Origin of the sequence: Polaromonas sp. YR568 (assembly GCF_943371715.1) — a bacterium.
Classification (GTDB): domain Bacteria; phylum Pseudomonadota; class Gammaproteobacteria; order Burkholderiales; family Burkholderiaceae_C; genus Polaromonas.
Window position 1 is genome coordinate 1 of record NZ_CALRVW010000039.1, and the last position, 22,515, is coordinate 22,515.

The 22,515-nt window shown below is 65.0% G+C and carries 23 protein-coding genes; 9 read left to right on the top strand and 14 right to left on the bottom strand.

What is annotated here, in order from left to right; all coding sequences use genetic code 11:
• Positions 1-377: 377 nt before the first annotated feature.
• Both AAG813_RS18860 and AAG813_RS18865 read right to left on the bottom strand, forming a co-directional pair.
• Positions 378-3,455: an efflux RND transporter permease subunit gene (locus tag AAG813_RS18860; RefSeq protein WP_341917549.1), complete on the bottom strand. Its 3,078-nt coding sequence runs from the start codon at positions 3,453-3,455 to the stop codon at positions 378-380.
• 22 nt (positions 3,456-3,477) lie between these two features.
• Positions 3,478-5,067 (bottom strand): efflux RND transporter periplasmic adaptor subunit, encoded by a 1,590-nt coding sequence (locus AAG813_RS18865; RefSeq protein WP_341917550.1) that lies wholly within the window; start codon positions 5,065-5,067, stop codon positions 3,478-3,480.
• Between the two features lie 390 nt (positions 5,068-5,457).
• On the opposite strand from AAG813_RS18865, the gene AAG813_RS18870 reads away from it, so the two are divergent.
• The 3 genes from AAG813_RS18870 (at position 5,458) to AAG813_RS18880 (ending at position 6,745) form a co-directional block, all read left to right on the top strand.
• Positions 5,458-5,961 carry a GNAT family N-acetyltransferase gene (locus tag AAG813_RS18870; RefSeq protein ID WP_341917552.1) on the top strand — a complete coding sequence of 168 codons (504 nt, stop codon included), beginning with the start codon at positions 5,458-5,460 and terminating at the stop codon, positions 5,959-5,961.
• Between the two features lie 107 nt (positions 5,962-6,068).
• Positions 6,069-6,347, top strand: coding sequence for a type II toxin-antitoxin system RelE/ParE family toxin (locus AAG813_RS18875; protein WP_341917553.1), 279 nt, complete (start codon positions 6,069-6,071; stop codon positions 6,345-6,347).
• 68 nt (positions 6,348-6,415) lie between these two features.
• Positions 6,416-6,745 carry a HigA family addiction module antitoxin gene (locus AAG813_RS18880; protein ID WP_341917555.1) on the top strand — a complete coding sequence of 110 codons (330 nt, stop codon included), beginning with the start codon at positions 6,416-6,418 and terminating at the stop codon, positions 6,743-6,745.
• A gap of 25 nt (positions 6,746-6,770) precedes the next feature.
• Here AAG813_RS18880 and AAG813_RS18885 read toward each other — a convergent pair whose 3' ends face one another.
• The 5 genes from AAG813_RS18885 to AAG813_RS18905 all read right to left on the bottom strand — a co-directional run bounded on the left by AAG813_RS18885 (position 6,771) and on the right by AAG813_RS18905 (position 11,450).
• Positions 6,771-7,994: an MFS transporter gene (locus AAG813_RS18885; protein WP_341917556.1), complete on the bottom strand. Its 1,224-nt coding sequence runs from the start codon at positions 7,992-7,994 to the stop codon at positions 6,771-6,773.
• Between the two features lie 123 nt (positions 7,995-8,117).
• Complete coding sequence (arsB, locus tag AAG813_RS18890) at positions 8,118-9,143, bottom strand: ACR3 family arsenite efflux transporter (protein WP_341917558.1); 1,026 nt, start codon at positions 9,141-9,143, stop codon at positions 8,118-8,120.
• A 33-nt stretch (positions 9,144-9,176) separates the two neighbouring features.
• A complete protein-coding gene (locus tag AAG813_RS18895) occupies positions 9,177-9,680 on the bottom strand; it encodes an arsenate reductase ArsC (RefSeq protein ID WP_341917559.1) in 504 nt (167 codons plus the stop codon).
• A 79-nt stretch (positions 9,681-9,759) separates the two neighbouring features.
• Complete coding sequence (locus AAG813_RS18900) at positions 9,760-11,127, bottom strand: hypothetical protein (protein ID WP_341917561.1); 1,368 nt, start codon at positions 11,125-11,127, stop codon at positions 9,760-9,762.
• A 2-nt stretch (positions 11,128-11,129) separates the two neighbouring features.
• Positions 11,130-11,450, bottom strand: a complete 321-nt coding sequence (locus tag AAG813_RS18905) for a metalloregulator ArsR/SmtB family transcription factor (protein ID WP_341917562.1) — start codon at positions 11,448-11,450, stop codon at positions 11,130-11,132.
• 65 nt (positions 11,451-11,515) lie between these two features.
• On the opposite strand from AAG813_RS18905, the gene arsC reads away from it, so the two are divergent.
• Both arsC and arsH read left to right on the top strand, forming a co-directional pair.
• Complete coding sequence (arsC, locus tag AAG813_RS18910) at positions 11,516-11,947, top strand: arsenate reductase (glutaredoxin) (RefSeq protein ID WP_341917563.1); 432 nt, start codon at positions 11,516-11,518, stop codon at positions 11,945-11,947.
• Positions 11,916-12,653, top strand: coding sequence for an arsenical resistance protein ArsH (gene arsH, locus AAG813_RS18915; RefSeq protein ID WP_341917565.1), 738 nt, complete (start codon positions 11,916-11,918; stop codon positions 12,651-12,653). The genes arsC and arsH overlap by 32 nt, the downstream gene beginning before the upstream one ends.
• Before the next feature lie 71 nt (positions 12,654-12,724).
• On the opposite strand, the gene AAG813_RS18920 is transcribed toward arsH, so the two are convergent.
• The 3 genes from AAG813_RS18920 to AAG813_RS18930 are packed head-to-tail and all read right to left on the bottom strand — an operon-like array spanning position 12,725 to position 14,129.
• Complete coding sequence (locus AAG813_RS18920; protein WP_341917566.1) at positions 12,725-12,982, bottom strand: DUF2798 domain-containing protein; 258 nt, start codon at positions 12,980-12,982, stop codon at positions 12,725-12,727.
• Positions 12,979-13,572, bottom strand: a complete 594-nt coding sequence (locus AAG813_RS18925; RefSeq protein ID WP_341917567.1) for a flavodoxin family protein — start codon at positions 13,570-13,572, stop codon at positions 12,979-12,981. The genes AAG813_RS18920 and AAG813_RS18925 overlap by 4 nt, the downstream gene beginning before the upstream one ends.
• Positions 13,573-13,631: 59 nt before the next feature.
• Positions 13,632-14,129, bottom strand: coding sequence for a DUF2938 domain-containing protein (locus AAG813_RS18930; protein WP_341917568.1), 498 nt, complete (start codon positions 14,127-14,129; stop codon positions 13,632-13,634).
• A 77-nt stretch (positions 14,130-14,206) separates the two neighbouring features.
• On the opposite strand from AAG813_RS18930, the gene AAG813_RS18935 reads away from it, so the two are divergent.
• Positions 14,207-14,638, top strand: a complete 432-nt coding sequence (locus AAG813_RS18935; protein WP_341917569.1) for a helix-turn-helix domain-containing protein — start codon at positions 14,207-14,209, stop codon at positions 14,636-14,638.
• A gap of 156 nt (positions 14,639-14,794) precedes the next feature.
• Here AAG813_RS18935 and AAG813_RS18940 read toward each other — a convergent pair whose 3' ends face one another.
• The gene (locus AAG813_RS18940; RefSeq protein WP_341917577.1) at positions 14,795-15,577 is read right to left on the bottom strand and encodes an SDR family oxidoreductase; all 783 of its coding nucleotides are present in this window, start codon (positions 15,575-15,577) and stop codon (positions 14,795-14,797) included.
• Between the two features lie 318 nt (positions 15,578-15,895).
• Here AAG813_RS18940 and AAG813_RS18945 point away from each other — a divergent pair, with 318 nt between their 5' ends.
• Positions 15,896-16,894 (top strand): AraC family transcriptional regulator, encoded by a 999-nt coding sequence (locus tag AAG813_RS18945; RefSeq protein WP_341917571.1) that lies wholly within the window; start codon positions 15,896-15,898, stop codon positions 16,892-16,894.
• 173 nt (positions 16,895-17,067) lie between these two features.
• Here the strand turns inward: AAG813_RS18945 and AAG813_RS18950 are convergent, their stop codons facing one another.
• The 3 genes from AAG813_RS18950 to AAG813_RS18960 all read right to left on the bottom strand — a co-directional run bounded on the left by AAG813_RS18950 (position 17,068) and on the right by AAG813_RS18960 (position 19,411).
• Positions 17,068-17,748: a class I SAM-dependent methyltransferase gene (locus AAG813_RS18950; RefSeq protein ID WP_341917572.1), complete on the bottom strand. Its 681-nt coding sequence runs from the start codon at positions 17,746-17,748 to the stop codon at positions 17,068-17,070.
• Positions 17,745-18,209: an Rrf2 family transcriptional regulator gene (locus tag AAG813_RS18955; protein WP_341917573.1), complete on the bottom strand. Its 465-nt coding sequence runs from the start codon at positions 18,207-18,209 to the stop codon at positions 17,745-17,747. The genes AAG813_RS18950 and AAG813_RS18955 overlap by 4 nt, the downstream gene beginning before the upstream one ends.
• 221 nt (positions 18,210-18,430) lie before the next feature.
• On the bottom strand, positions 18,431-19,411 hold the full coding sequence (locus AAG813_RS18960; RefSeq protein ID WP_341917574.1) for a hypothetical protein: 981 nt from the start codon (positions 19,409-19,411) through the stop codon (positions 18,431-18,433).
• Positions 19,412-19,752: 341 nt separating this feature from the next.
• On the opposite strand from AAG813_RS18960, the gene AAG813_RS18965 reads away from it, so the two are divergent.
• Positions 19,753-21,372, top strand: coding sequence for a ShlB/FhaC/HecB family hemolysin secretion/activation protein (locus AAG813_RS18965; RefSeq protein ID WP_341917575.1), 1,620 nt, complete (start codon positions 19,753-19,755; stop codon positions 21,370-21,372).
• Positions 21,373-21,390: 18 nt separating this feature from the next.
• On the top strand, positions 21,391-22,515 hold a 1,125-nt coding region (locus tag AAG813_RS18970; RefSeq protein ID WP_341917576.1), incomplete at its 3' end, for a filamentous hemagglutinin N-terminal domain-containing protein.

The following is a 22,515-nucleotide window of genomic DNA, read 5'->3' on the forward strand; positions in this document are numbered from 1 at the left end:
CAAAGCGCGTCCTCGCCGGAGCCCGATTCCGAACCCGATCCCGTCCCCACCTCCCTTCTGGCTGCGCCGAGGAGCGGAGGTCCAGACGGACAAGGACGGGCGATTGTCTGAGCGCAGCGAGTTCGAGCCCGGCCCCGGCTGGACCGAGCACCGCAGGTTGCCCCGGAGCGAAGCGCAGGGGTCGCAGACAGCAGGGTCGCCTTTTCTTTTGGCGACGCAAAAGAAAAGTGAGTTGCCGCCGGGCAACCCCCGGCTATTGGGCACACTTCCAACGCAGGAAGGGAGGACGGCTCCGCCAGGCACAGCCCGACCAGTGGTGGTCTTCGCGCATGGATCCCGGATCAAGTCCGGGATGACAGCCCGCGGAAGGAGGGCATTCACACAGAACCCCTCCGCCCGAACCTCTGCCCCATCCTGTCAAACGCCAGATAAATCACCGGCGTCGTGAACAGGGTCAGCACCTGGCTGACGATCAGGCCGCCGAAGATGGCCAGGCCCAGCGGCCGGCGCAACTCTGCCCCTTCGCCCCAGCCCAGCATCAGCGGCACCGCGGCAAACAGCGCGGCCAGGGTGGTCATGAGGATGGGCCGGAAGCGCAGCAGTGCGGCCTGGTGAATCGCGTCCTGCGGCGACTTGCCTTCGCTGCGTTCTGCGTCGATGGCGAAGTCGATCATCATGATCGCGTTCTTTTTCACGATGCCGATCAGGAGAATGATGCCGATGATGCCGATCACCCCGAGGTCGGAGCCGCTGATCATCAGCATCAGCAGCGCGCCCACACCGGCCGAGGGCAGGGTCGAGAGAATCGTCAGCGGGTGGATATAACTTTCATACAACACGCCAAGCACGATGTAGACGCAGATCACCGCCGCCAGGATCAGCCACAGCTGGCTGGACAGCGAGGTCTGGTAGGCGCCGGCTGCGCCGAGGAAGGTCAGGGTCACGCTGGCGGGCAGGGCGATGTCTTTGGCCGCCTGTTTGACCTCACCGACCGCCTTGCCGAGTGACACGCCCGGCGCCGTGTCGAAACCCAGCGTCGTGGCCGGGTACTGGGCCACGCGGGTGATCTGCAGCGGCGCCGGCCGCTCGGTGATGGTGGCGATGCTGGCCAGCGGGGTGGTGACGCCCGAGCCGGTCTTGAGCGGCAGGCTGCCCAGCGAGGCTGCGGTCATCAGGGGATCGGGCCGGGCCTCGAGGATCACGCGGTACTGGTTGGTCTCGGTGAAAATGGTCGAGACGATGCGCTGGCCAAAAGCGCTATACAGCGCGTCGTCGATCGCCGAGGTCGTCACGCCCACGCGCGAGGCGGTGTCGCGGTCCACCGAGATGTAGGCCGAGGTGCCGGTGGCGCCGGCGTCCGAGGCGATGTTGCGCAGGGCCGGCAACTCCTGCATGCGCTGCGCCAGCTTGTTGGCCCACAACGCCACCGTGGCGGTGTCCGACCCCTCGAGCGAGACGCGGAACTGTGTCGGGCCGGTTTCGGCGTCGATGGTCAGGTCCTGCGTGGGCTGCAGATACATGGTGACGCCGGCCACCGCGCCGGCCCGGCGTTGCAGCCGGTCCATCGTTTCCTGCTGGCTGGTGCTGCGCGTGCGCTTGAGGTTGATCAGCATGCGGCCGGTGTGCAGCATGGTGTTGTTGGCGGCATCCACGCCGATGAAGGAACTCAGGGTGTCCACATCGGGGTCTTCCAGAATGGCTTTGGCCGCGGCCTGCTGCAGCTCGGCCATGCGCGCATACGAGACCGACTGGGAGGTCTCGATGCGGGCCTGCAACTGGCCGGTGTCCTGCGTCGGGAACAGGCCCTTGGGAATCAGCACATACAACAGCACGGTCAGCACCAGGGTGGCCAGCGCCACCAGCAGCGTCGCGCCTTGGTGCCGCAGCACCCAGCTGAGCCAGCCGTCGTAACGCGTGATCACGCCGTCGAAAAACTTCTGCAGTTTCGCGCCGGTCGGGCTGCCGCCGGTGTCCGGCTCATGCTTGAGCCACCTCGCCGACATCATGGGTACCAGCGTCAGTGACACCACCGCCGAGATCAGGATGGTGATGGCCAGCGTGACCGCGAACTCGCGGAACAGCCGGCCGACCACGTCGCCCATGAACAGCAGCGGAATCAGCACGGCGATCAGCGAGACCGTCAGCGAGATGATGGTGAAACCGATCTGCTGCGCGCCCTTGAGCGCGGCGGCCATCGGGGCCTCGCCTTTTTCGATGTAGCGCGAGATGTTTTCAATCATCACGATGGCGTCGTCCACCACAAAACCGGTGGCAATCGTCAGCGCCATCAGGCTCAGGTTGTTCAGGCTGTAGCCCAGCAGATACATGGCGCCGCAGGTGCCTATCAGCGAAATCGGCACCGCCAGGCTGGCGATCACGGTGGCGCGGATGTTGCGCAGGAAGGCAAAAATCACCAGCACCACCATGACCACGGCCAGCAGCAGTTCGATCTCGACATGCAGCACCGAGGCGCGTATGCCGGTGGTGCGGTCGCTCAGCACATCGACCTTCATGGCCGTCGGCAGGCCGGCCTGCAGCTCGGGCAGGCGGGCCTTGATCGCGTCCACCGTGGCAATCACGTTGGCGCCGGGCTGGCGCTGCACGTTCAGGATGATCGCTGGTTTCAGGCCACTCCACGCGCCGAGCTTGACGTTTTCGGCGCTGTCCACCACCTGCGCCACATCGGCAACACGCACCGCCGCGCCGTTGCGAAAGGCAATGATCAGGTTCTTGTACTCGCTGGCGGCCAGCAACTGGTCGTTGGAGTTGATGGAGTACGAACGTGTCGGCCCGTCGATGCTGCCCTTGGCGGCATTGGCGTTGGCTGAACTGATGGCGGTGCGCAGCGAATCGAGCCCGAGACCGTAGGAGGCGAGGGCACGGGTGTCCGCCTGAATGCGCACGGCGGGTCGCTGGCCGCCGCTGAGCGAGACCAGGCCGACGCCGCTGACCTGGCTGATCTTCAGCGCCAGCCGGGTGTTGACGATGTTCTGCACTTCGGTGAGCGGCAGGCTGTCGGAGGTGATGGCCAGCGTGAGCACCGGTGCGTCGGCCGGATTGACCTTGGCATACACCGGCGGCGCCGGCAGGTCGGCCGGCAGCAGCGAGCCGCCGGCATTGATGGCCGCCTGCACCTGCTGCTCGGCCACGTCCAGCCCCAGGCCCAGGCCAAACTGCAGGGTGACGATGGAGACGCCGGCCGCGCTGGTCGAGCTCAGGCGCTGCAGCCCGGCCATCTGGCCGAACTGGCGCTCCAGCGGTGCGGTGACGGTCTGCGCCATGACCTCGGGGCTGGCGCCGGGGTACAGCGTCTGCACCTGGATGGTCGGGTAGTCCACCTGCGGCAAGGCCGACAGTGGCAAAAACTTGAAGCCGAGCAGGCCGGCCAGCACGATGGCCACCATCAGCAGCGCGGTGGCGACCGGCCGCTGGATGAAAGGACTGGACGGGCTCATGCGGGGTGTTGCCTCATACCCGTCATTGCGCCGGCGCCGCGCCGCCTTCGCGCCGCCGCTCCCTCAACTTCTGCCAGCGTTCCAGCGCCGCCGGGTCGCCCTGTTTGATCTTGTCGACCAGTGACTGGCGGCGCGCCAGGGCCTCCGGGTCGTCCTTGACCTGAGCGAGGAAGCGCTGGAGCTGCTCGGGGGTGGGCGCGGTCGCGGCTGACGTTGCAGCAGGTGCCGGGGACGTTGAAGGCGCCGCAATTGCAGCGGGTGTGGAAGCGTTCATGGATGCTGCAGCACGAGGCGCGGACGCCGCGCCCTGCGGTGCCGGTGCGCCGGCCTCACTGCCGCGCGGGGCCGACGCCGCGCCTTGCGGCCGGCGCCCGCCCGCGGCACGCCCACCGCCGCCGGGCGCATCGCCAGGCAGCACCACACGGGCGCCGTCCTTGAGCCGGTCGGCCCCCTCGGTGATGACGCGTTCGCCCACCTGCAGGCCGGAGGCGATCACGATCTTGTCCACCGTGGCCGGTCCGCGTTTGACGGGGCGCAGGCTCACGGTGCGCTCGGCCGCATTGAGCACATACACATAGTCGCCGCTGCTGCCCAGGCGCACGGCGGTGACCGGCACCACCACGGCGTTGTCGATGGTGCGGACCAGCAGCTGCACATTGACGAACTGGCTGGGAAACAGCGTGAGCTTGCTGTTGGCAAAACGCGCCTTGGCCTTGACGGTGCCGGTGGTGGTGTCGATCTGGTTGTCAAGCGAGGCAAACACGCCGGTGTCCAGCGTGCCCGCGCGGGTGCGGTCGAGCGCGGTGACCTTCATCACGCTGCCGGCGCTGACGGCCTGCTGCAATTCACCGACCTGGTCCTGCGGAATGGAAAACACCACGTCGATCGGGGTGACCTGGGTGATCAGGGCAATGCCATTGGCATCGCTGGGGTTCACCACATTGCCCACGTCCACGGCGCGCAGGCCGACGCGGCCGCTGACCGGTGCGACCACCCGGGTGTAGCTCAGGTTCAGGCGGGCCGCGCCTTCGTTGGCCTTGTCGATCGCGACCGTGCCCTCGAGCTGCTTGACCAGCGCGGCCTGGGAGTCGACCTCCTGGCGGGCAATCGAGTCCTGGTCCAGCAGGGTCTTGAATCGCTGCAGCGTCACACGCGCGCTGTCGAGTTGGGCCTCGTCGCGCTGGCGCTGGCCGCTGGCCTGCTGCAGGGCGAGCTCAAACTGGCGCGGGTCGATGGTGGCCATCAGCTCGCCGGCGCGCAGCATCTGGCCTTCCTTGAACAGCACTTTCTGCAGCACGCCGGAGACCTGCGGGCGCACCTTGACCGTGGCTTGCGGTGTGACCGTACCCAGGGCGTCCAGAAGAATGGGAATGCTGGCCCGCTCGGCGGTGGCGACGCCCACCGTGGTGGGCGGCGGGCCGCGGCGGGCTACGCCGCCGGGGGCGGCGCTGCTGCTGTCTGCCGCGGGGTGGGTCAGGCGCCAGGCGAGCCAGCCGGTGCCGGCCAGTGCGATGACGGCGATCAGGCTGCCAATCAGGATCGCGCGGCGGCTCAGGCGTTTGCGGGGGGGGGTTTCGGGGCCGGCGGTCGGCGCCTCAGATTTCGGGTCCATCAGCTGTCCTTGTTGCCCACCGCACCAGCGGTCTGGCGCGGCACTTTTTTGTGTTTGATGGGTGTTGTCGCCAGCGGCGCCTTGGCGCTGCCAGCGTGTATTTTTCAGCTCGCCAAAGAATTATCACTGCAAGGCTTGACGCTCAGGTGTAGCGCCGGAAAGGGCTTCGTAAATGTCCGGTAAAGAGCGGCGGCCCGGCACCTGGCGTGGTGGAACGTGCTTGCGGCCACTGTCTGGCAGCGCACAGTGCTCTGTTTTCGATAGCTTCAGGCGCTTTCCCTGTCCGGGCTGGAGGCCGATTCGATGCCTGTTTCATGAGATGGTGCCGCGCCGGGCGCGTGGATTCGCTGCTTAGAATCACCACATCCACTTTTCCACAGGGCTCCCCGCATGACCGCTATCACCGCTTCCGGACTGCGCATCAGCCGCGCTGACTACCGCGACCCCGTACATGCCGGGGCGCTGGTCTTCCTGCTCGATGCCTACGCGCGCGACATGGCCGGCGGCGGCCATCCCCTGAGCGAGTTCGCCAAAAACCACCTGGTGGCGGAACTGGCCGCGCGGCCCCAGGCCTTCAGCGTGCTGGCCTTCGACGGTGCGCAGCCAGTCGGGCTGGTCAACTGCATCGAAGGTTTTTCGACGTTTGCCTGCCGCCCGCTGGTCAATGTGCACGACGTGGTGGTGCTGGCCAGCCACCGCGGCCGGCGTGTCGGCGAGCAGATGCTGGCGCAGGTGGAAGAGATTGCAAAAGAACGCGGTGCCTGCAAACTCACGCTGGAAGTGCTGCAGGGCAATGCGTCCGCGATCAAACTGTATGAACGGATAGGTTTTGCCGGCTACCAGCTCGACCCGTCCCTGGGCCAGGCGCAGTTCCTGCAGAAGTGGCTGGAGTGAGCCGGGGAGAGCTTTCCCATGATTCGTGGTTTGTAGACTCGCCGTCTAGCCGCGGTTGATCTTCTCTCAATATTTACCGTATACCGATAAACGAGCTATAATTCACCATGATAATTTCATTCAATTGTGCTGACACCGAATCGCTTCACAAGACCGGCAAATCGGCTGTATTTTCTGGAATTATCAAGGTTGCGACTCGAAAACTGACGATGCTTGGTGCTGCCACCACTTTGGAGTTTTTACGGTCGCCGCCTGGCAATCGACTTGAACTACTCGTTGGTAACCGGGCTGGGCAGCACAGCATTCGGATTAATGACAAATGGAGGATTTGCTTCGTTTGGACCGACAAAGGGCCAGAGGATGTCGAAATCGTCGACTATCACTGACCTATTTACTACTTTACAACCGCGGAGCCTCTGTCCGCGAACTTACATCTGCCTTAGAAAGGCCACTTATGACTACGAATGGAATGCGGCCCGTTCACCCCGGCGAGATCCTGCGGGAAGAGTTTTTGATACCGCTCGGCATGACACCCAACGCACTGTCAAAAAAACTGGGCGTGACAGCTACCCGGATCAATGAGATTGTGAAAGAAGAACGCGGAATTACCCCTGAAACGGCCCTGCGCCTGGCCAGGTTCTTCGGCGGTGACGCCGAGTCTTGGATGAATCTGCAGACCACCTACGACTTGAAAATCGCTGAAAAGGCTGTCGCCAAGCGAATACAAAAGGAAGTGGTCCCCCTGTCTGCCGCCGAAGACGAACGTTTCGCGCTCGCGGCTTGAACATGCCGCTACGCTGGCTATCCGGTTATTCTGCTGATTGGCCCCCGAGGTTTGGGAGTGGCATCCGCAGCAGCATCAAGGCCGCCAGGCCAAGACCGCCCAGCGCGGCGGAGAACCACAACGCGCCCGCGCCGAAGCGGTCAATCGCCAGGCCGAACAGCCAGGGCGACAGGGCCTGCGCAAACCGCGCCGGCACCATCAGCAGGCCCTGACGCGCGCCATAGTCTTTGGCGCCGAACAGCACCAGCGGCAGTGTGCCCTTGGCAATCGTCAGCACGCCATTGCCGGCACCGTGCAGCACGGTGAACACGGCACCCGCCGGCACGCCGACAGCCAGGAATACCAGGGCGCCCAGCGTGTGCATGGCCCCGGCGACACGCGCCGAGACCAGCGGATGGATGTTGCGCAGCAGCCCGTACTCCAGCAGCCGCCCGGCCACCTGCGCCGGGCCGACCAGCCCGGCAAACACCAGCGCGGTCGCCAATGGCACGCCGTGGACCTGCAGCAAGCGCGGCAGATGCGCGGCCATGGCGGTGCTGATGAACCAGGTCACGGCAAACACAAAGGCCAGCAGCGCCGCGGTGCGTGTCGAACTCTGCGCAGCTTCAGGCGCTGGTGCGGGTGCGATGGTCGTGGTTGCCGGCGCCATCGGCACGGCGGCTTGCGATGGGGGTGCTGCAGGTGATGCAGGCGTGGAAGGCAACATCCAGTTCAGCGGCAGCGCCACCAGCAGGTGCAGGCCGGCCCACACACCGCAGGCGGCACGCCAGCCCCATTCGAGTTCCAGCCAGGCCGACAGCGGCCAGCCCACGGTGCTGGCAAACCCGGCCAGCAGCGTGATGCCGGTGATGGCGCCGCGCGCGTCCTTGCCGTACAGGTGCACCAGCGTCGCAAAGGCGGCTTCGTACAGGCCGGCGGCCATGGCCACGCCGAGGATGGCCCAGGCCACGAACAGGCCGACCGGACCCTGCGCGAGGGCCAGGGCCGCCAGCCCGGCGGCAAAGATGAAGCTGGTGGCGGCCAGCACCGGCCGGCCGCCATAACGGTCAATCGCCTTGCCGGCAAAGGGGCCGAGCAGGGCGGACACCACCAGCGCCACGGAAAACCCGAGGAACACCGTCGGCGTGCTGACACCAAGGTCGCGCGCCATCGAGTTCGCCAGCATGGCCGGCAGGTAATAACTCGACGCCCAGGCCAGGGTCTGGGCGATGCCGAGGCTGGCGACGGTGACGCTGCGGGGTGGGCTCATGGTGCGGCGAGGTTTTGCGCGCTATTAAAAACAGAGCTGTTGCCGCAGGTGGCTAAAGGGCTGGAGGCCGATTTGATATGAAGAAATGGCCGTGCAGCAGCAACACCGCCGCCGGCCAGCCCCTCAAGCGCGTTGCGGTGCAAACCAGTGCTGCGTGCGGTTGATGATGGCCACCAGCGACAGCATCACCGGCACCTCGACCAGCACGCCGACCACCGTGGCCAGTGCCGCGCCCGATTGCAGGCCGAACAGCGAAATCGCCACGGCGACGGCCAGCTCGAAAAAGTTGGAGGTGCCGATCAGGCAGGCCGGGCCGGCCACGTTGTGCGGCAGCTTGAGCGCCTTGGCCGCGATGTAGCTGATGACGAAGATGCCGTAGCTCTGCAGGATCAGCGGCACCGCGATCATCGCGATCACCAGCGGCCTGGCCACAATCGTTTCGGCCTGGAAGCCGAACAGCAGCACCACGGTGGCAATCAACCCGATCACCGACCAGGGCTTGAGTGTTGCCACGAAGTCGGCTACCGCGTGGGTCGAGCGGCGCTGCAGCACATGCCGTGTCGCCATGCCCGCCGCCAGCGGCAGCACCACGTACAGCACGGTGGAAAGCACCAGCGTTTCCCAGGGCACGGTGATGTTGGTCACGCCCAGCAGAAAGGCGGCGATAGGCGCAAAGGCCACCACCATGATCAGGTCGTTGACCGAGACCTGCACCAGCGTGTAGTTGGCGTCCCCCTTGACGAGCTGGCTCCAGACAAACACCATGGCCGTGCAGGGCGCCACACCGAGCAGAATCATGCCGGCGATGTATTCGCTGGCCGATTGCGGATCGACCCACGGCGCAAAAATGTACTGGAAGAACAGCACGCCGAGTGCGGCCATGGTGAAGGGCTTGATCAGCCAGTTGACCACCAGCGTCAGCAGCAGGCCACGCGGCTTTTTGCCCACGTCCTTCACTGCGGTCCAGTCGATCTGGATCATCATCGGGTAAATCATCACCCAGATGAACACGGCGACCACCAGGTTGACATGCGCGATCTCCAGCGCGGCAATGCCCTCAAAGGCTGTGGGTGCCAGCAGGCCCAGGCCCACGCCGGCCGCGATGCCCAAGGCCACCCAGACGGTGAGGTAACGTTCAAACAAGCCCATGGGACTTCCTTTATTTTTTTGTGAAGAGGTGGGTCAGGCCTGGCGGGCCAGGTCGCGCGCGGCCTGCTGCACCATGGCGCGTTCGAGTTTTTCCGGCGGTAGGTTGATCAAGAGATCGATGCGGCGGCGCAGGGCCAGCAGGGTCTGGCGGAAGGCCTCGCGTTTTTTGGCCTCATCCCCCTCGACCTCCGACGGATCGGCGTAACCCCAGTGCGCGGTGGCGGGCTGGCCGGGCCAGTAGGGGCAGACCTCACCGGCGGCGTTGTCGCAGACGGTGATCACCAGATCCATGACCGGGGAGTCCGGCTTGCCGAACTCGTCCCAGCTCTTGCTGCGCAGGCCTTCGGTCGGAATGCCGGCGTTGGCCAGCACCTGTAGCGCCAGCGGGTTGGGTTGCTGGTTCTCACGCGGGCTGCTGCCGGCTGAAAAGCCCTGGAAGCGGCCGTGACCGATGTGGTTGAGGACTGCTTCGGCCAGGATGCTGCGGGCCGAGTTGTGGGTACACAGAAACAGGACGTTGAGGGGGCGCTCAGACATGAAGGTTCTCCGGGGCGGTGGCGAGGGGTTGGGGTTTGTTGATGAAACGGGACCAAAGGCGGTGCTGCTCAGGCAAGCGCTACAAATCCGCTCGGGCTGAGTTGATCGAAGCCTCTTCGCATGGAGACGACCCTTCGCCAAGCTCAGGGCGAACGGTCAAGCGAACAGTATTGGGCTCAAGAGGCAACACCACCACGGGTGAAAAGCCGCCCCCGGCGGTGCGGAAGTTGGTGGTCTGGCCGGTGTAGGTGCGCGCCGCCAGCAGCTGCACCTGGCCGCGGTAGGTGTAGGCACGCAGGTCCAGCTTCAGCCGCGTCGCCACGCCATCGACGTCCACCAGCCTTTCACTGGGCGGCACCAGCGCCTGCGCGATGAAGCCGCCGGCAGTGATGTGGGCCCAGACACTTTTTGTGAGTTTGTCGCCGCGGTAGGCCGCCTTGGCGCCGTAACCTGCCACGGGTTTGAAGAACAGCTGGCGGCGGCGTGCCCAGAGGTCGTCGGCGTGATCGGCCGTGACGAGTTCGGTGTGCGGAACCACCGCCTGCAGCAGGCGCCGGTCCTCCGCCGACACACCCCAGGAGGCCAGCAGCGCATCGTCGCCCAGGGCAATGAGGTTGCGTTTGTCGGCGTACAGCGCATGGGCGCGCGGGTGCGGCGTGACGACCGCCGCGCCGGCCACATAGGCGCTGCGCAGGGCTTCATGCGCCGGCTCGGCCAGGCTGAAGTCGGTCAGGCGGTTGTAGACCAGGTCCACCGCCTCGCCTGGCAGGGCCGGGTGCCACAGCGAGCCGTCTTTCCATTGAAGCTCGCGCGCGTCGCCCACGGCGGCGGTGATGCCGTGCGCCAGGAGCAGCTGTCGCGCCAGCGCGAATTCGGGTGCCAGGTATTGGGATTCCGGCGCATCGTCGGTGATCAGCACACTGCGCAGCGGCTGCGCGCCACGCTGGGCCTGCCACTCGGCGCGGAACATGGCGACAAAGGTGTCATCCAGCCGCGTCAGGTCGCTGGCCGCATCCATCAGTCCCTGCATGGGTTCGCAGCAGTCGCGGTGCGCGCGTGCCAGCGCGGCGTTGAGCAGCGCGCCTCCGGCATTGGTGTTGATCTCGATCAGGCGTGGGCCGTCGGCACCCAGGTGAAAGTCGTACGCCATGAAGACGCCGGCAGGGCCGAAATTCAGGCGGGCAATCTCGGGCGCGCTCGCCAGTGCGGCCTGTTGGTAGGCGGGCAGGGCGATCACGCCTTCGATGGCGGCAATCGCCTGGCCCAGCGTGGTGCGGATGGCCGGGTCCAGAAACACCGCCGTTTCGGAAAACAGGTGCGGGTGCGTCGTCGCCAGCCCGGCCAGCATGCCCTGCAGGCTGGGGTCGGTTTCCAGCTGCTGGCGCAGGCGCTCGGGGTTCAGGGTGCGGCACAGGCAGCCCAGATTGAGGGTCTCGGCAAGGTTCATGGTCAGCAGTTCACGCCGCAGCTTTCGCCCTGGCAACAGTGTTCGGTCAGGTAGCCCAGCAGGGCTGTCATCTGCTCGAAGTTGGCGCGGTAAATCAGGTTGCGGCCACGCGGCTCGCTGCTGACCAGACCCGAATGCGCGAGTTCTTTCAGGTGGAAAGACAGGGCGCTGGGCGCCACGTCCAGCAGTTCGGCAATCGCCCCCGGTGTCAGCCCGTCGGGCCCGGCCACCACCAGGGCGCGGAAGGTGCGCAGGCGCTGGGCCTGCGCCAGCGCGGCCAGTGCGCGGACCGCGGCAACTTCGTCAAAAGTTTTTGTTTCCATAATTCAAATATAATTGAACAATTGAATTGAAGCAATCATTGAAGCAGTCAAACAAGGAAAAAGACATGGCAGACATCACGATTTACCACAACCCCCAATGCGGCACCTCGCGCAACACGCTGGCGCTGATCCGCAACAGCGGCGTCGAACCCGAAGTCATCGAGTACCTGCAGTACCCGCCCAGCCGGGAAACCCTGGTTGCGCTGGTGGCCCGGACCGGGCAGCCGCTGCGCGCGCTGATCCGCAGCAAGGAACAGCGCTACGCCGAACTCCAGCTCGACAACCCGGCGCTCACTGACGACCAGCTGCTCGACGCCATGCTGGCTCACCCCCTCCTGATCAACCGCCCCATCGTCGTGACGCCGCTGGGCACCCGTCTGTGCCGGCCTTCTGAAGCGGTGCTCGACATCCTGCCTGTGCCGCAGCAGGGCGCTTTCACCAAGGAAGACGGCGAGCAGGTGGTGAATGACAAAGGGGAACGTGTTGCCGGCGCTTGAAGACCTTCCCAACGTAGATAAAGACCTGTTCGCGCTGCCCACAGCCAGCGCACTGCAGGCCTTCCGGCCATCGGCGCATGCGCCGCGCATTTTGCTGCTCTACGGCTCGGTGCGCGAGCGCTCCTACAGCCGCCTGCTCAGCGAAGAAGCCGCGCGCCTGCTGCAGGCCATGGGCGCGGAGACCAAAACCTTCGACCCGAGCGGCCTGCCGCTGCCCGACGACGCACCCGACAGCCACCCCAAGGTGCAGGAGCTGCGGCAACTCGCGCAGTGGGCCGAGGGCATGGTCTGGACATCGCCCGAGCGCCACGGCGCCATGACCGGCATCATGAAGTCTCAGATCGACTGGATCCCGCTGGCGCAGGGCGCGGTGCGGCCGACGCAGGGCAAAACCCTCGCCGTGATGCAGGTCAGCGGCGGTTCGCAGTCTTTCAACGCAGTGAGCCAACTGCGCGTGCTGGGCCGCTGGATGCGCATGCTGACCATTCCCAACCAGTCGTCGGTGGCCAAGGCCTTCCTGGAGTTCGACGAAGCCGGGCGCATGAAACCGTCCGCCTATTACGACCGAGTGGTGGACGTGATGGAAGAACTCGTGAAGTTCACGCTGCTCACGCGCGACGTGGCGCCTTATCTGGTGGACCGCTACAGCGAGCGCAAGGAGAGTGCCGAGGCGCTGTCGAAGCGGGTGAACCAGCGGAGTCTGTGATCTTATGAATCAAATCGGTCTCGGGCCCTTTACAGACGGGCGCCAGCAGCTATTGAATTAATAGCGTCCGGTCAGTTGCTCTTTGAATCAGAGCCTGTTGCCGCCTCCGGTTGGAGAAGGCTGCGCACCAGCCGGCGCGCCAAAGGCGAAACGACCAGCACCGCCGGGAAGGCGAACAGCCACGCCGTGAGCCACGAAGTGAGCCACAGCGACAGAAAGCCCGGCCCCACCCCGGCGGCGCGCAGCGTGGCTATCCCCGCCACCAGCAGCGACATCAGGCCCGAGAGAAAGAAGCCGAACAGGAGGGGCTCGAATTTCCGCGGGATCATGGCGTCACTTCCGCTTCGACATCGGTGGCCATGCGCAGCAGCGCTTCGGCGACATTCGTGCCGAACATCCGCGCCGTCTTGATGTCTCCGGGCGCGAACGAATCCGCCGGCGCCGAATGCCCGGCCTGCGCCATCATTCCCGACCACGAGCCCAGCCGGTTGGCGGCTTCTTCATACGGCACGCCGCTGTGCTGCTCCGGCAGGATGGCGTTGCCGACCCAGACCATGCCGTGTTGCATCGCGAAGACGAACATCGACAGCAGGGTGGATTGCTTGTCGCCCGCCGGCAACGACGACACGGTGAAGGCCGAGGCCAGCTTGCCCTTGAGGGCGTGGCTTTTCCAGAGCCGGCCCGTCGAATCCATGAAGGTCTTGAAGGTGCCGGAGACCCCGCCCAGGTAGGTGGGGGAACCGAAGACGAATCCGTCATAGCCCAGCAACTGCTCGGGTGCCTGAGAGAGTTCTTCCGCTTTCAGCAGATACGCGTCGATGCCGGGAACGGATTGCGCGCCGGCCAGGATGTGCCCGGCAATGTGGCCGGTATGGCCGTGGGCGCTGTGATAGATGACGGCAAGTTGTTTGTTCTTCATGGTGTGGTGTCCAGTTCAGGTTGAGTGAAGTTGAGTGAGTGAATCTCTGAAAAAAGTCTTCATCGCGAGATCCAGGCGATGACGACGGCGGCCAGGTACAGGCCGAGTCCAAAAACGCTGTGATTTACCAGGCTCCTGAGCCGGTTTTTTGCCGGTGCCGGCGTGCGCGACGACGCAATGCCCGCCCCCATGGCGGGCTGCATGACCAGCCAGGGCGCTGCGACCGTGGCGATGCCCAGGCCCAGCGCCGGCAGCAGCGTCGGGTTGTGCAACCAGTCCATCCCGAAGAGGCCGGCCAGAAGGCCCGCGAAGCCGATGCCGGACGCGTAGTGGACGAACCAGCCCAAGGCGCGTTCGCCTCGCACCGGCGCCGCTTTCATGATCGCGTCATGTTTCCAGGTGCCGTGGCGCCAGTGGCCGACCCAGCGGCCGATCATCGCGAAGTTGAGCGTGGGCACACCCAGGCGCTGGAGAAGCAGCAGCCAGGCGTCCATGACCGCGGTAGCGCCCATGCCGATGAGCAGGATGTGCGCCGCGCCTGTTGTGAATGTGTTCATGTGATTCCTCGTTGACAAAAAGTGACGGTGAGGGCAATCTACAAGTTCAAGTCAACTTGAAGTCAAGAGGTTTTTTCATGGATATTGCCGAAGTCGCCAAAAAATCAGGCCTGCCCGCCTCCGCACTGCGCTACTACGAAGAAAAAGGGCTGATCACCTCGGCCGGCCGACAGGGCTTGCGCCGCACATTTGCACCGGGCGTGCTGGACCAGCTGGCACTGATAACGCTCGGGCAGGCCGCCGGGTTTTCGCTGGACGACATCGGCGCCATGTTCTCGCCCGACGGCCAGGCCAGCATCGACAGGGCCTCGCTCAGCGCCAAGGCCGACGAGCTGGACCAGACCATCAAGCGGCTGAAGGCGATGCGCAACGGCTTGCGGCATGCGGCGGTGTGTCCGGCCCCCAGCCACGCCGAGTGCCCGACCTTTCAGCGACTGCTGCGGTCTGCCGCGGCTGGCGAGCTGACGCCACGCGTGAGGAAGCCCGTGCGCGTGCGGTCGAAGGCGTGAGCGAGGCGTTTTCCAAACGGGTGAATCAGCGGAGTCTGTGATTTTTATGAGTCAAATCGGCCTCTGGCCCTTTGGGAGCGAGCGCAAGCAGCTATTGAATCAATAGCGTTCGGCAGTTCTGCACTGCGTTGCCGTGCTTGCGCCCGCGTCTCTTTCTTAAACCACCCCGCCGTTGGCAAACACGGTCTGGCCGTTGACCCAGCCGCCGTCGGTGCTGCACAGCAGCGAGATCACACCGGCGATGTCGGCCGGTTCACCCAGGCGCTTGTGCGGTGTGCGCTGCGCGAAGCCGGCGATCTGCGCCGGGGTTTTCCCGTCGGTGAAGAGAGTGGTGTTGACGAGTCCGGGCGCCATCGCGTTGACCGAGATCATCCGGCCTTCGAGTTCCTTGGCGAGCACGTTGGCGTAAAGCTCCTGCGCGGCCTTGCTGGCGGCGTAGGGGCCGTAGGTCGGCGAACGCAACTGGGTGATGCTCGATGACAGGCTGATGATGCGGCCGCCGTCGCGGACCCGCCGGGCGGCTTCCCGCATCACGTAAAAGCTGCCTTTCAGGTTCACGTCCATCATGCGGTTGAAATCCTCGTCCGTCATGTCGCGCATGGGCGCCAGCCGCATGATGCCGGCGTTGCTCACCACCACGTCGATGCCGCCGAAGGCCTTGTCATTGGCGTCGAACAGCCGGCGCACGGCCCGCGGGTCGCTGACGTCGGCCTGTTCCCAGATGGCTTCGCCGCCGGCGGCCTGGATGTCGCGCACCACAGCGGCGGCCAGGTCGCGGTTCGCCACGCAGTTGACCGTGACCCGGAAACCGTCGGCGGCCAGCCGTTTGGCCGTCGCCGCGCCTATGCCGCGTGAGGAACCGGTGACCAGCGCGACCTTGCGGCCGGCCGGTGACCTGGCTGCCGTCTGCGGCGCGCCAGTCTGCGCAGCGGTTTGCATGCCGAAGGCCGCGGCGCTGGCGGCGGTCGCCAGCGCGGCCGACTTCAGGATGTTGCGGCGCGAGGGCAGGGCAGGATGGTTGTCTTGTTGGAGGATGTCGTGTGTCATGGTGATGTTCCTTGAAGCGGGTTGAGGGAGGGGGCTTTTCCGCTGTCAAATCGTGGCAGCGGGCCCTGCTCAAACTGTAGGGACGGCGCCTTGCCGCGCCTTGCCCGAAGCCGCTGAAAACTTGCCTGTTCCTGCCAAAGGGCTGGTCCGGCGCGACCCCGGCGCCGATAATGCAAGCTCCCCATTGCCCTGTCGGAAGCGAGGTTCACCATGGAAGCCCTGAAGCAAGCCATCATCCGATACGCCAGTTGTCACGCGAATGTCGACGGTCTGGCGACGACGCCGGTGCCCGGTTTGCGGATGATGTGCGCGCTCCGGCCGAGCCGTGCTATGCGCTCCATCTACAAACCTCTGGTTTGCCTGGTCCTGCAAGGCGCCAAGCAGATGACCATAGGCACGGAGGATCACCAGTTCGCGGCGGGTGCATCGGTCATCGTCGGCATGGATGCCCCGGTCACTGGCCGTGTGGTGCTGGCCAGTCCGGCGCAACCTTATGTCGCGCTGGCTGTCGAGCTGGACTTTGCGGTGCTTCGCGACCTGATGGCGCAGATGCCCGCCGGCGCATCGCCCGCGCCTGCGTCGAGTACCCGGGTGTGGATGGCTGAAAGTGATGCCGCCACACTGGATTGCGGGTTGCGCCTGATGCGGCTGCTGGAGCGCCCTGACGCGGTGCCGCTACTGCACGCCGGCATCGTCAGGGAGCTGCACTACTGGCTGCTGAGCGGCCGGCACGGCGGCTCCCTGCGCACACTGGCCTTGCCGGACAGCCATGCCCAGCGGATGGTGGCGGCGGTGCAGATGCTGCGTGACGGCTTCCGGCACACCCTTCCTGTCGAGCAACTCGCGGCCGCTGCCCGCATGAGCACGTCGAATTTTCATCGCTGCTTCAAGACCATGACCACCCTCACGCCGGTGCAGTTCCAGAAGCAGCTGCGGCTGGTGGAGGCGCGCCGCCTGATGATCAGTGAAGGGCACGCGGCCAGCCGCGCAGCCTATGAGGTGGGCTACGAAAGTGTGTCCCAGTTCACCCGCGAGTACGCCCGCATGTTCGGTGCGCCGCCGCGGCGTGACATCCGGTCCGAAGCGCTGTCCCTGAACGATGAGCCGCCGCATGAAGGCGCAAGTCACGTGAAGTCCGCCGGCCGGCGGAAAGTTGCTTCAGACCCAGGGAGAACATTGCAAGGCCACTCTTTTTCCTTGCCTGCGTGATGTAGCGTGGCTGAAGGCTGTCGAAACGGGTGAACCAGTGGGTTTTGCGAGTTTTATAAGCCAAATAGGCCATTGGCCATTTAGGGGCGGGCGCAAGCAGCTATTGAATTTATAGCGGATGTTGTCATGCTGGAGACTGACCTTGCCGATGGGCTGTCGGCGGGCTTGAGACGTCAGGCAGTGGCGACCCAGCCGCGGAAGCCGAAAGCGGCATAAAAAAGTTCAACGCCGGAAAAGCCGGCCTCGCGCAGCACCTCTTCATCGTCCTGCGGCGACAGGATCGGCAGTTGCGCGCCGAGTGCCTTTTCTCGCGCACGCGCTTTGTCCGGATCGAGGCCGGACGAGATCGCAAAAGCGGTGCAGCGCGCCAGCCATTTCCCGCGCGCGGTCGCGTCCTGCGGGAAGCTGAAATGCACCGCCACAAACGGCGCGCCCGGCTTGAGCCGGCGGCGCACTTCCGCCAGCGTGCGGCGCCGTTCGTCGCGGGGAATGAAATGCAGCGTCAGCAGGCAGCATGCGGCATCGAAGGGGCCGGGTGGTGCGATGTCAATGGTGCCCTGATGCAGCCGCACGCGGTGCAGGTTCGCCCGCAGCCGGGTGCGCGCCAGTTGCAGCATCTCCGCGGAAGGGTCCACCCCGTCAAACTGCCACTGCGGTTGCGCTTGCGCAAAAACTTCCAGCTCCAGCCCGCCACCCGCGCCCAGCACCAGCACGCGCGCATCGGCCGGCGCGTTTTCGGCCAGCAGCAGCCAACACATGCGCTGCATGTCGGCAAAGCCCGGGACCATGCGGGGCGGGCCGTCGGCATAGGCCGCGACGGCGCTGGAGTCCGTGAAAGCGTTGGTCACGATCATGCCGGGTGAGCCATGGCAGATACCACGTTGCCGCCGCGCGCGTGCAGCCGCGCATGAAAGTCTTTGCTCAGGGTTGCCAACGTGACGGCGCCGAGGCGGTCCATCAGCAGTTGCTTGGCCTCGGCAAAGGCGCTGTCGAGCGCCGCATTTACCGCCTCTTCAACCAGGCAGCCCGGCGCCTCGGTCCGGTTGCCCATCGCGAACAGCTCCGGCGCATCCAGCGCGTTGTAGATGTCGCCGAGTGTGATGTCGGTCAGGTTGCAGCTCAGCACCCAGCCGCCGCCGTGCCCTTTTTCCGACCGGACCAAGCCGCTTTCCCTCAGCCCCGCCATGACGCGCCTGACCACCACCGGGTGGGTCTGCATGACTTTGGCAAGGTTGTCCGATGTCATGGGCTCCTTCACCTCTGCCATGTGCAGAACTGCGTGAAGGACGCCTGAAAGCCTGTTGTCTCTTTTCATGTAATAAACGATATTACATGAAATGGAGTGGTGTCAAGGCCGGCTGCATCCTGCGGAGAGTGCTTGGGCGCCGGGCCGGCGGGGGAGTTGGTGGAGTTGCTGATACTTGCGGTTCAAATTGGCTTCCAGCCTAAGGCGGACGGACGCAAGCAGCTATGTAATTTGTAGCGGCGAGCGATCCGACCCTTGCTTATTCGCATTTGCCTAAGGGACGCGTAGTTTCAGTCGCCATTTGGACGTCTTTGCAAAACCCATGAATTGACGTCGGTAAGTCTGTGCTCGTGAGCTTGGTCGAGTGCCAGAGCTTTCATCATGGGACGCATCGAGCCCATGTGCCACTGGCTCTCTTCAAAGTTGTTCCAACGGCGTGACGCCCACTTCCAATCCAAATGCAATTCGCCAAATTTCGCGCGCTCCTTGTCCTCAGTTGCAATCTCCAGCCCCTTTCGAAGGCTTGCAGCGAGAAGCGCACGAGTCCTTCTGTAGGATGCCCATGCGTGCATATTCATCTCATACTGCGTGAGGGGCTCGTTTGCCCAAACTGTAGACCACAGGATGGCGTCTACCGCAGCGGTAAATTTTGATACCGCCTGGAGCGCGATTTGAGCATCTTGATAATGCACCTCGTATTTCGTGGCTGCTTCGTGGGCGAGTACGTGGCGACAAGTGAAAGTTTTCGCTAAGTCCTCCCAAAGTGCCTCCACGTCTGCCACCATCGGGACTTGATCCGCGTTTTCATTTCGCTTAGCCCAAGGGCTAACGGCGCCGCGAATGAGCTCTTTGAGGCTTTCACCCAGCAGGCTGGCCAGGGTGTTTTCCAAACTCGAAAGGGCGTTGAAGGGAAGCGAGTGAGCAATGAATTCACCTAGCGTCACCGTCTTGCGATGGAGTGAGGGTAAGACGTCAACTGCAGTTTTGAGGCGGTCTTTCGCGAGTAGTAGCCCTCTTTCGAGATACGGGCTTCCTGCATTGACGATGATTGCCACCACGGATTTGAAGTGAGTTTCAAGAGCGGCGATGGCCGCGACCGGAAAGTGGCGATAAAGCTCTGCATCAGCCTTTTCTCCGAGCTTTTCCAGGGACCGGGAAAGACTGTTCAGCCGCAGCATACTGTCATATTGCTCACCTTCAGCGGTGCCTCCGTGCATTCGAGAACGTGCGGCACGAAGTTGACTCTCCAGTTCCTCATTTCTTGTTGCCATACTGCCTCCAGACGAATTCTTTTGGCGAGATTACCTCAGATGGCTAGCTGCCGATAAATACATATTGCCCTTAGCCGCCAACTGCGCCATCTGCTCATTGTTCTGGTTGGTGCCCCTGACGGCCACACCACCCGGCGCATCGGTCATTCGGCGCAAGCCGCTGGTGACACTGGGTCTGCGCGCGAGGCGTTTGCCCGCGCGCCTTGCAGGCCCAACCGGTTGTTGGGTTAGGATGCGGGCAAACAGTGACAACCTGTTCTGCGCTCCGCTTGGTTTTGATGCAGGCCCCCATGCTGCCCTTGGCGATGCATGAGCACCCGCAGACTTAACCTGACCCATCCTTGAAAAAAACAAAAAATGGGGCGCGGCTCAGCCGTACCCGCGCGTTCTGCGTATTCGCCGCTTTGACGGCAACCGGGTTGACCGCGCAGGCGGCCGATGAAGTGGCCAGCAGCGGGCCGCGCTTTGCCATCTCGCGTTTCGCCGTGGACGGCAACAGCCTGCTGCCCAGTGCCGAGGTGGACGGGGTGCTTGCCCCTTTTGCCGGCCCCCAGCGCAGCTTCGGCGACGTGCGGCGCGCGGTGGAAGCGCTGCAGCAGGCCTATCTCCAGCGTGGCTACAGCGTGGTTCTCGTGCAGTTGCCCGAGCAGGAGCTGGCTCAGGGCGTGGTACGCCTGAAGGTGATCGAGCCACGCATCGGCAGCACGCGCGTGGAAGGCAACCAGCTGTTTTCGACCGGGAACATCCGCGCCAGCCTGCCTGCGCTGCGTGAAGGCGCCACGCCCAACATCCGCGACATTTCGGCCAGCCTGAAGGTGGCCAACACCAACCCGGCCAAGCAGGTCACGCTGGCATTGCAGACGGCCGATCAGCCCGACACGGTGGACGCCGTGATCAGCGTGACCGAGGACAAGAAACCCTGGCGGATCGGCCTGAACGCCGACAACAGCGGCAGCACGGAAACCGGCCGCACGCGCCTTGGCGTGCTCTTCCAGCATGCCAACCTCTGGGACCTGGACCATGTGATGACGCTGCAATACACCACCTCGGCGGAAAAACCGTCGAACGTGAGCGTGTATGGCGTGGGTTACCACGTGCCGCTGTACGCGCTGGGCGACTCGATGGATTTTTTCGCCAGTCATTCGAACGTGGACTCCGGCACCTTGACGGCCGGGGTGCTGAATCTGCAGGTCAGCGGCCAGGGCAAGGTCTTTGGCGCGCGCTACAACCACTCGCTGCCTCAATGGGGCGACCTGGTCTCCACGCTGACCTTGGGCGCCGACTGGCGGGCCTATGTCAACAACATCGATGTCGCCGGTTTCAAGCTCGGCGATGAGATCACGGTGCACCCGCTGTCGCTCACTTATTCCGGACAGCTGACGCTGCCTTCGGCCACGCTGGGCGTGCAGCTCACCGGCTTGCAGAACATCCCGGGTGGGCAAAACGGCCGGGCGGCGGACTTCAGCCGCCAGCGCGTGGGTGCCTCGGCCAACTACCGCGTGCTGCGTTATGGTGCGGGCTACAACCACCAGTTGGGACAGGACTGGCAGCTGCGCCTGCAGTTCAACGGCCAGGCCACGCGCGATGCGCTGGTGCCCGGTGAGCAGTTCGGCGCCGGCGGGGCGGGTTCGGTGCGCGGCTTCCGGGAGCGTGAAGTGGCCGGCGACCAGGGCCATTTTGCAGGCGCGGAAATCCAGACGCCGAACTGGTGCCCGGCCACCGCCGCGTTTGCGGTGCAATGCCGTGCGCTGGCTTTTGTGGATGCCGCCAGCGTGTCGCGCAACAAGGCGCTGCCTGGCGAAGTGCAGCGCACGTCCATCTCCAGCGCCGGCCTGGGGCTGCGCTTTGCCCTGGACCGCAGCGCCAGCCTGCAGGTGGACTACGGCCGCGTGATCGACGGTGGCGGCACTCGCGCGGCCGGCGACAGCCGGGTGCATGTCGCCCTGTCTCTTTCCTATTGACTGACCCGGAAAATGCAGATGAAAACAAACCCCGCACACACTGCCAGGGCCTTGCTGGCGGCGGCAGTCCTGTTCACCGGCTGCGCCGGTGCTCAGACCGTTGTCAATGGCCAGGCCAGCTTTCAGCAACTTGGCAGTGTCCGCACGGTCACCAACACGCCCGGCACCATCATCGAGTGGCCCGGCTTCTCGATCGCAGCGGGCGAGGCCACGCGGTTTGTTCAACAAAGCTCCGCGAGCGCGGTGCTCAACCGCATCACCGGGCAAAACCCGTCGGTGATCCTGGGCGCCCTGCAATCGAACGGCCGGGTCTTCCTGATCAACCCCAACGGCATCCTGTTCGGCGCCGCTGCGCAGGTGGACGTGAACGGACTGGTGGCCTCCAGCCTCGCGATGTCCAACAGCGACTTCCTGTCCGGGAAGATGAATTTCAGCGCCGGTGCCGTGGCGGGACGCGTCGCCAACCAGGGCAGCATCCGCACGCCCGAAGGCGGGCAGGTGCTTCTGATCGGGCCGCAGGTTGAAAACAGCGGCCTCATCCAGGCGCCCGGTGGCGACGTGGTGCTGGCAGCGGGCCGCAGCGTGAAACTGGCCGACAGCGGCAACCCGGCCCTGCATGTGGTGGTCAGCGCGCCGCAGGACCAGGCCATCAACCTGGGCCGGATCGTGGCGCAAAGCGGGCGCGTGGGCATTTACGGCCACCTGGTCAACCAGCGCGGCCTGGTCAGCGCCGACCGGGCTTCGGTCGGTGCCGCCGGGCAGATCGTGTTCAAGGCCAGCGGGGATTTGCTGCTGGAGGGCGGCAGCCTGACCAGCGCGAGCGGCGCCGGGGTGGGCACCGGCGGCACGATCCATTTGCTGGGCGAACGCGTGGCGCTGACCGGCAACGCGCGGGTGGACGCCAGCGGCGAGACCGGCGGCGGCACGGTGCTGGCCGGCGGTGACTACCGCGGCCAGAACGCGGACATCGTCAACGCGAAGCAGCTCTACATGGCCGGTGACGCCCTCATCAGCGCCGACGCCCTGGGCTCCGGCAACGGCGGCAAGGTGATCGCCTGGTCCGACGGCAGCACCCGTGTCTACGGCAGCATCAGCGCCCGCGGCGGCGCGCAGTCGGGCGACGGCGGCTTCGTCGGAACCTCC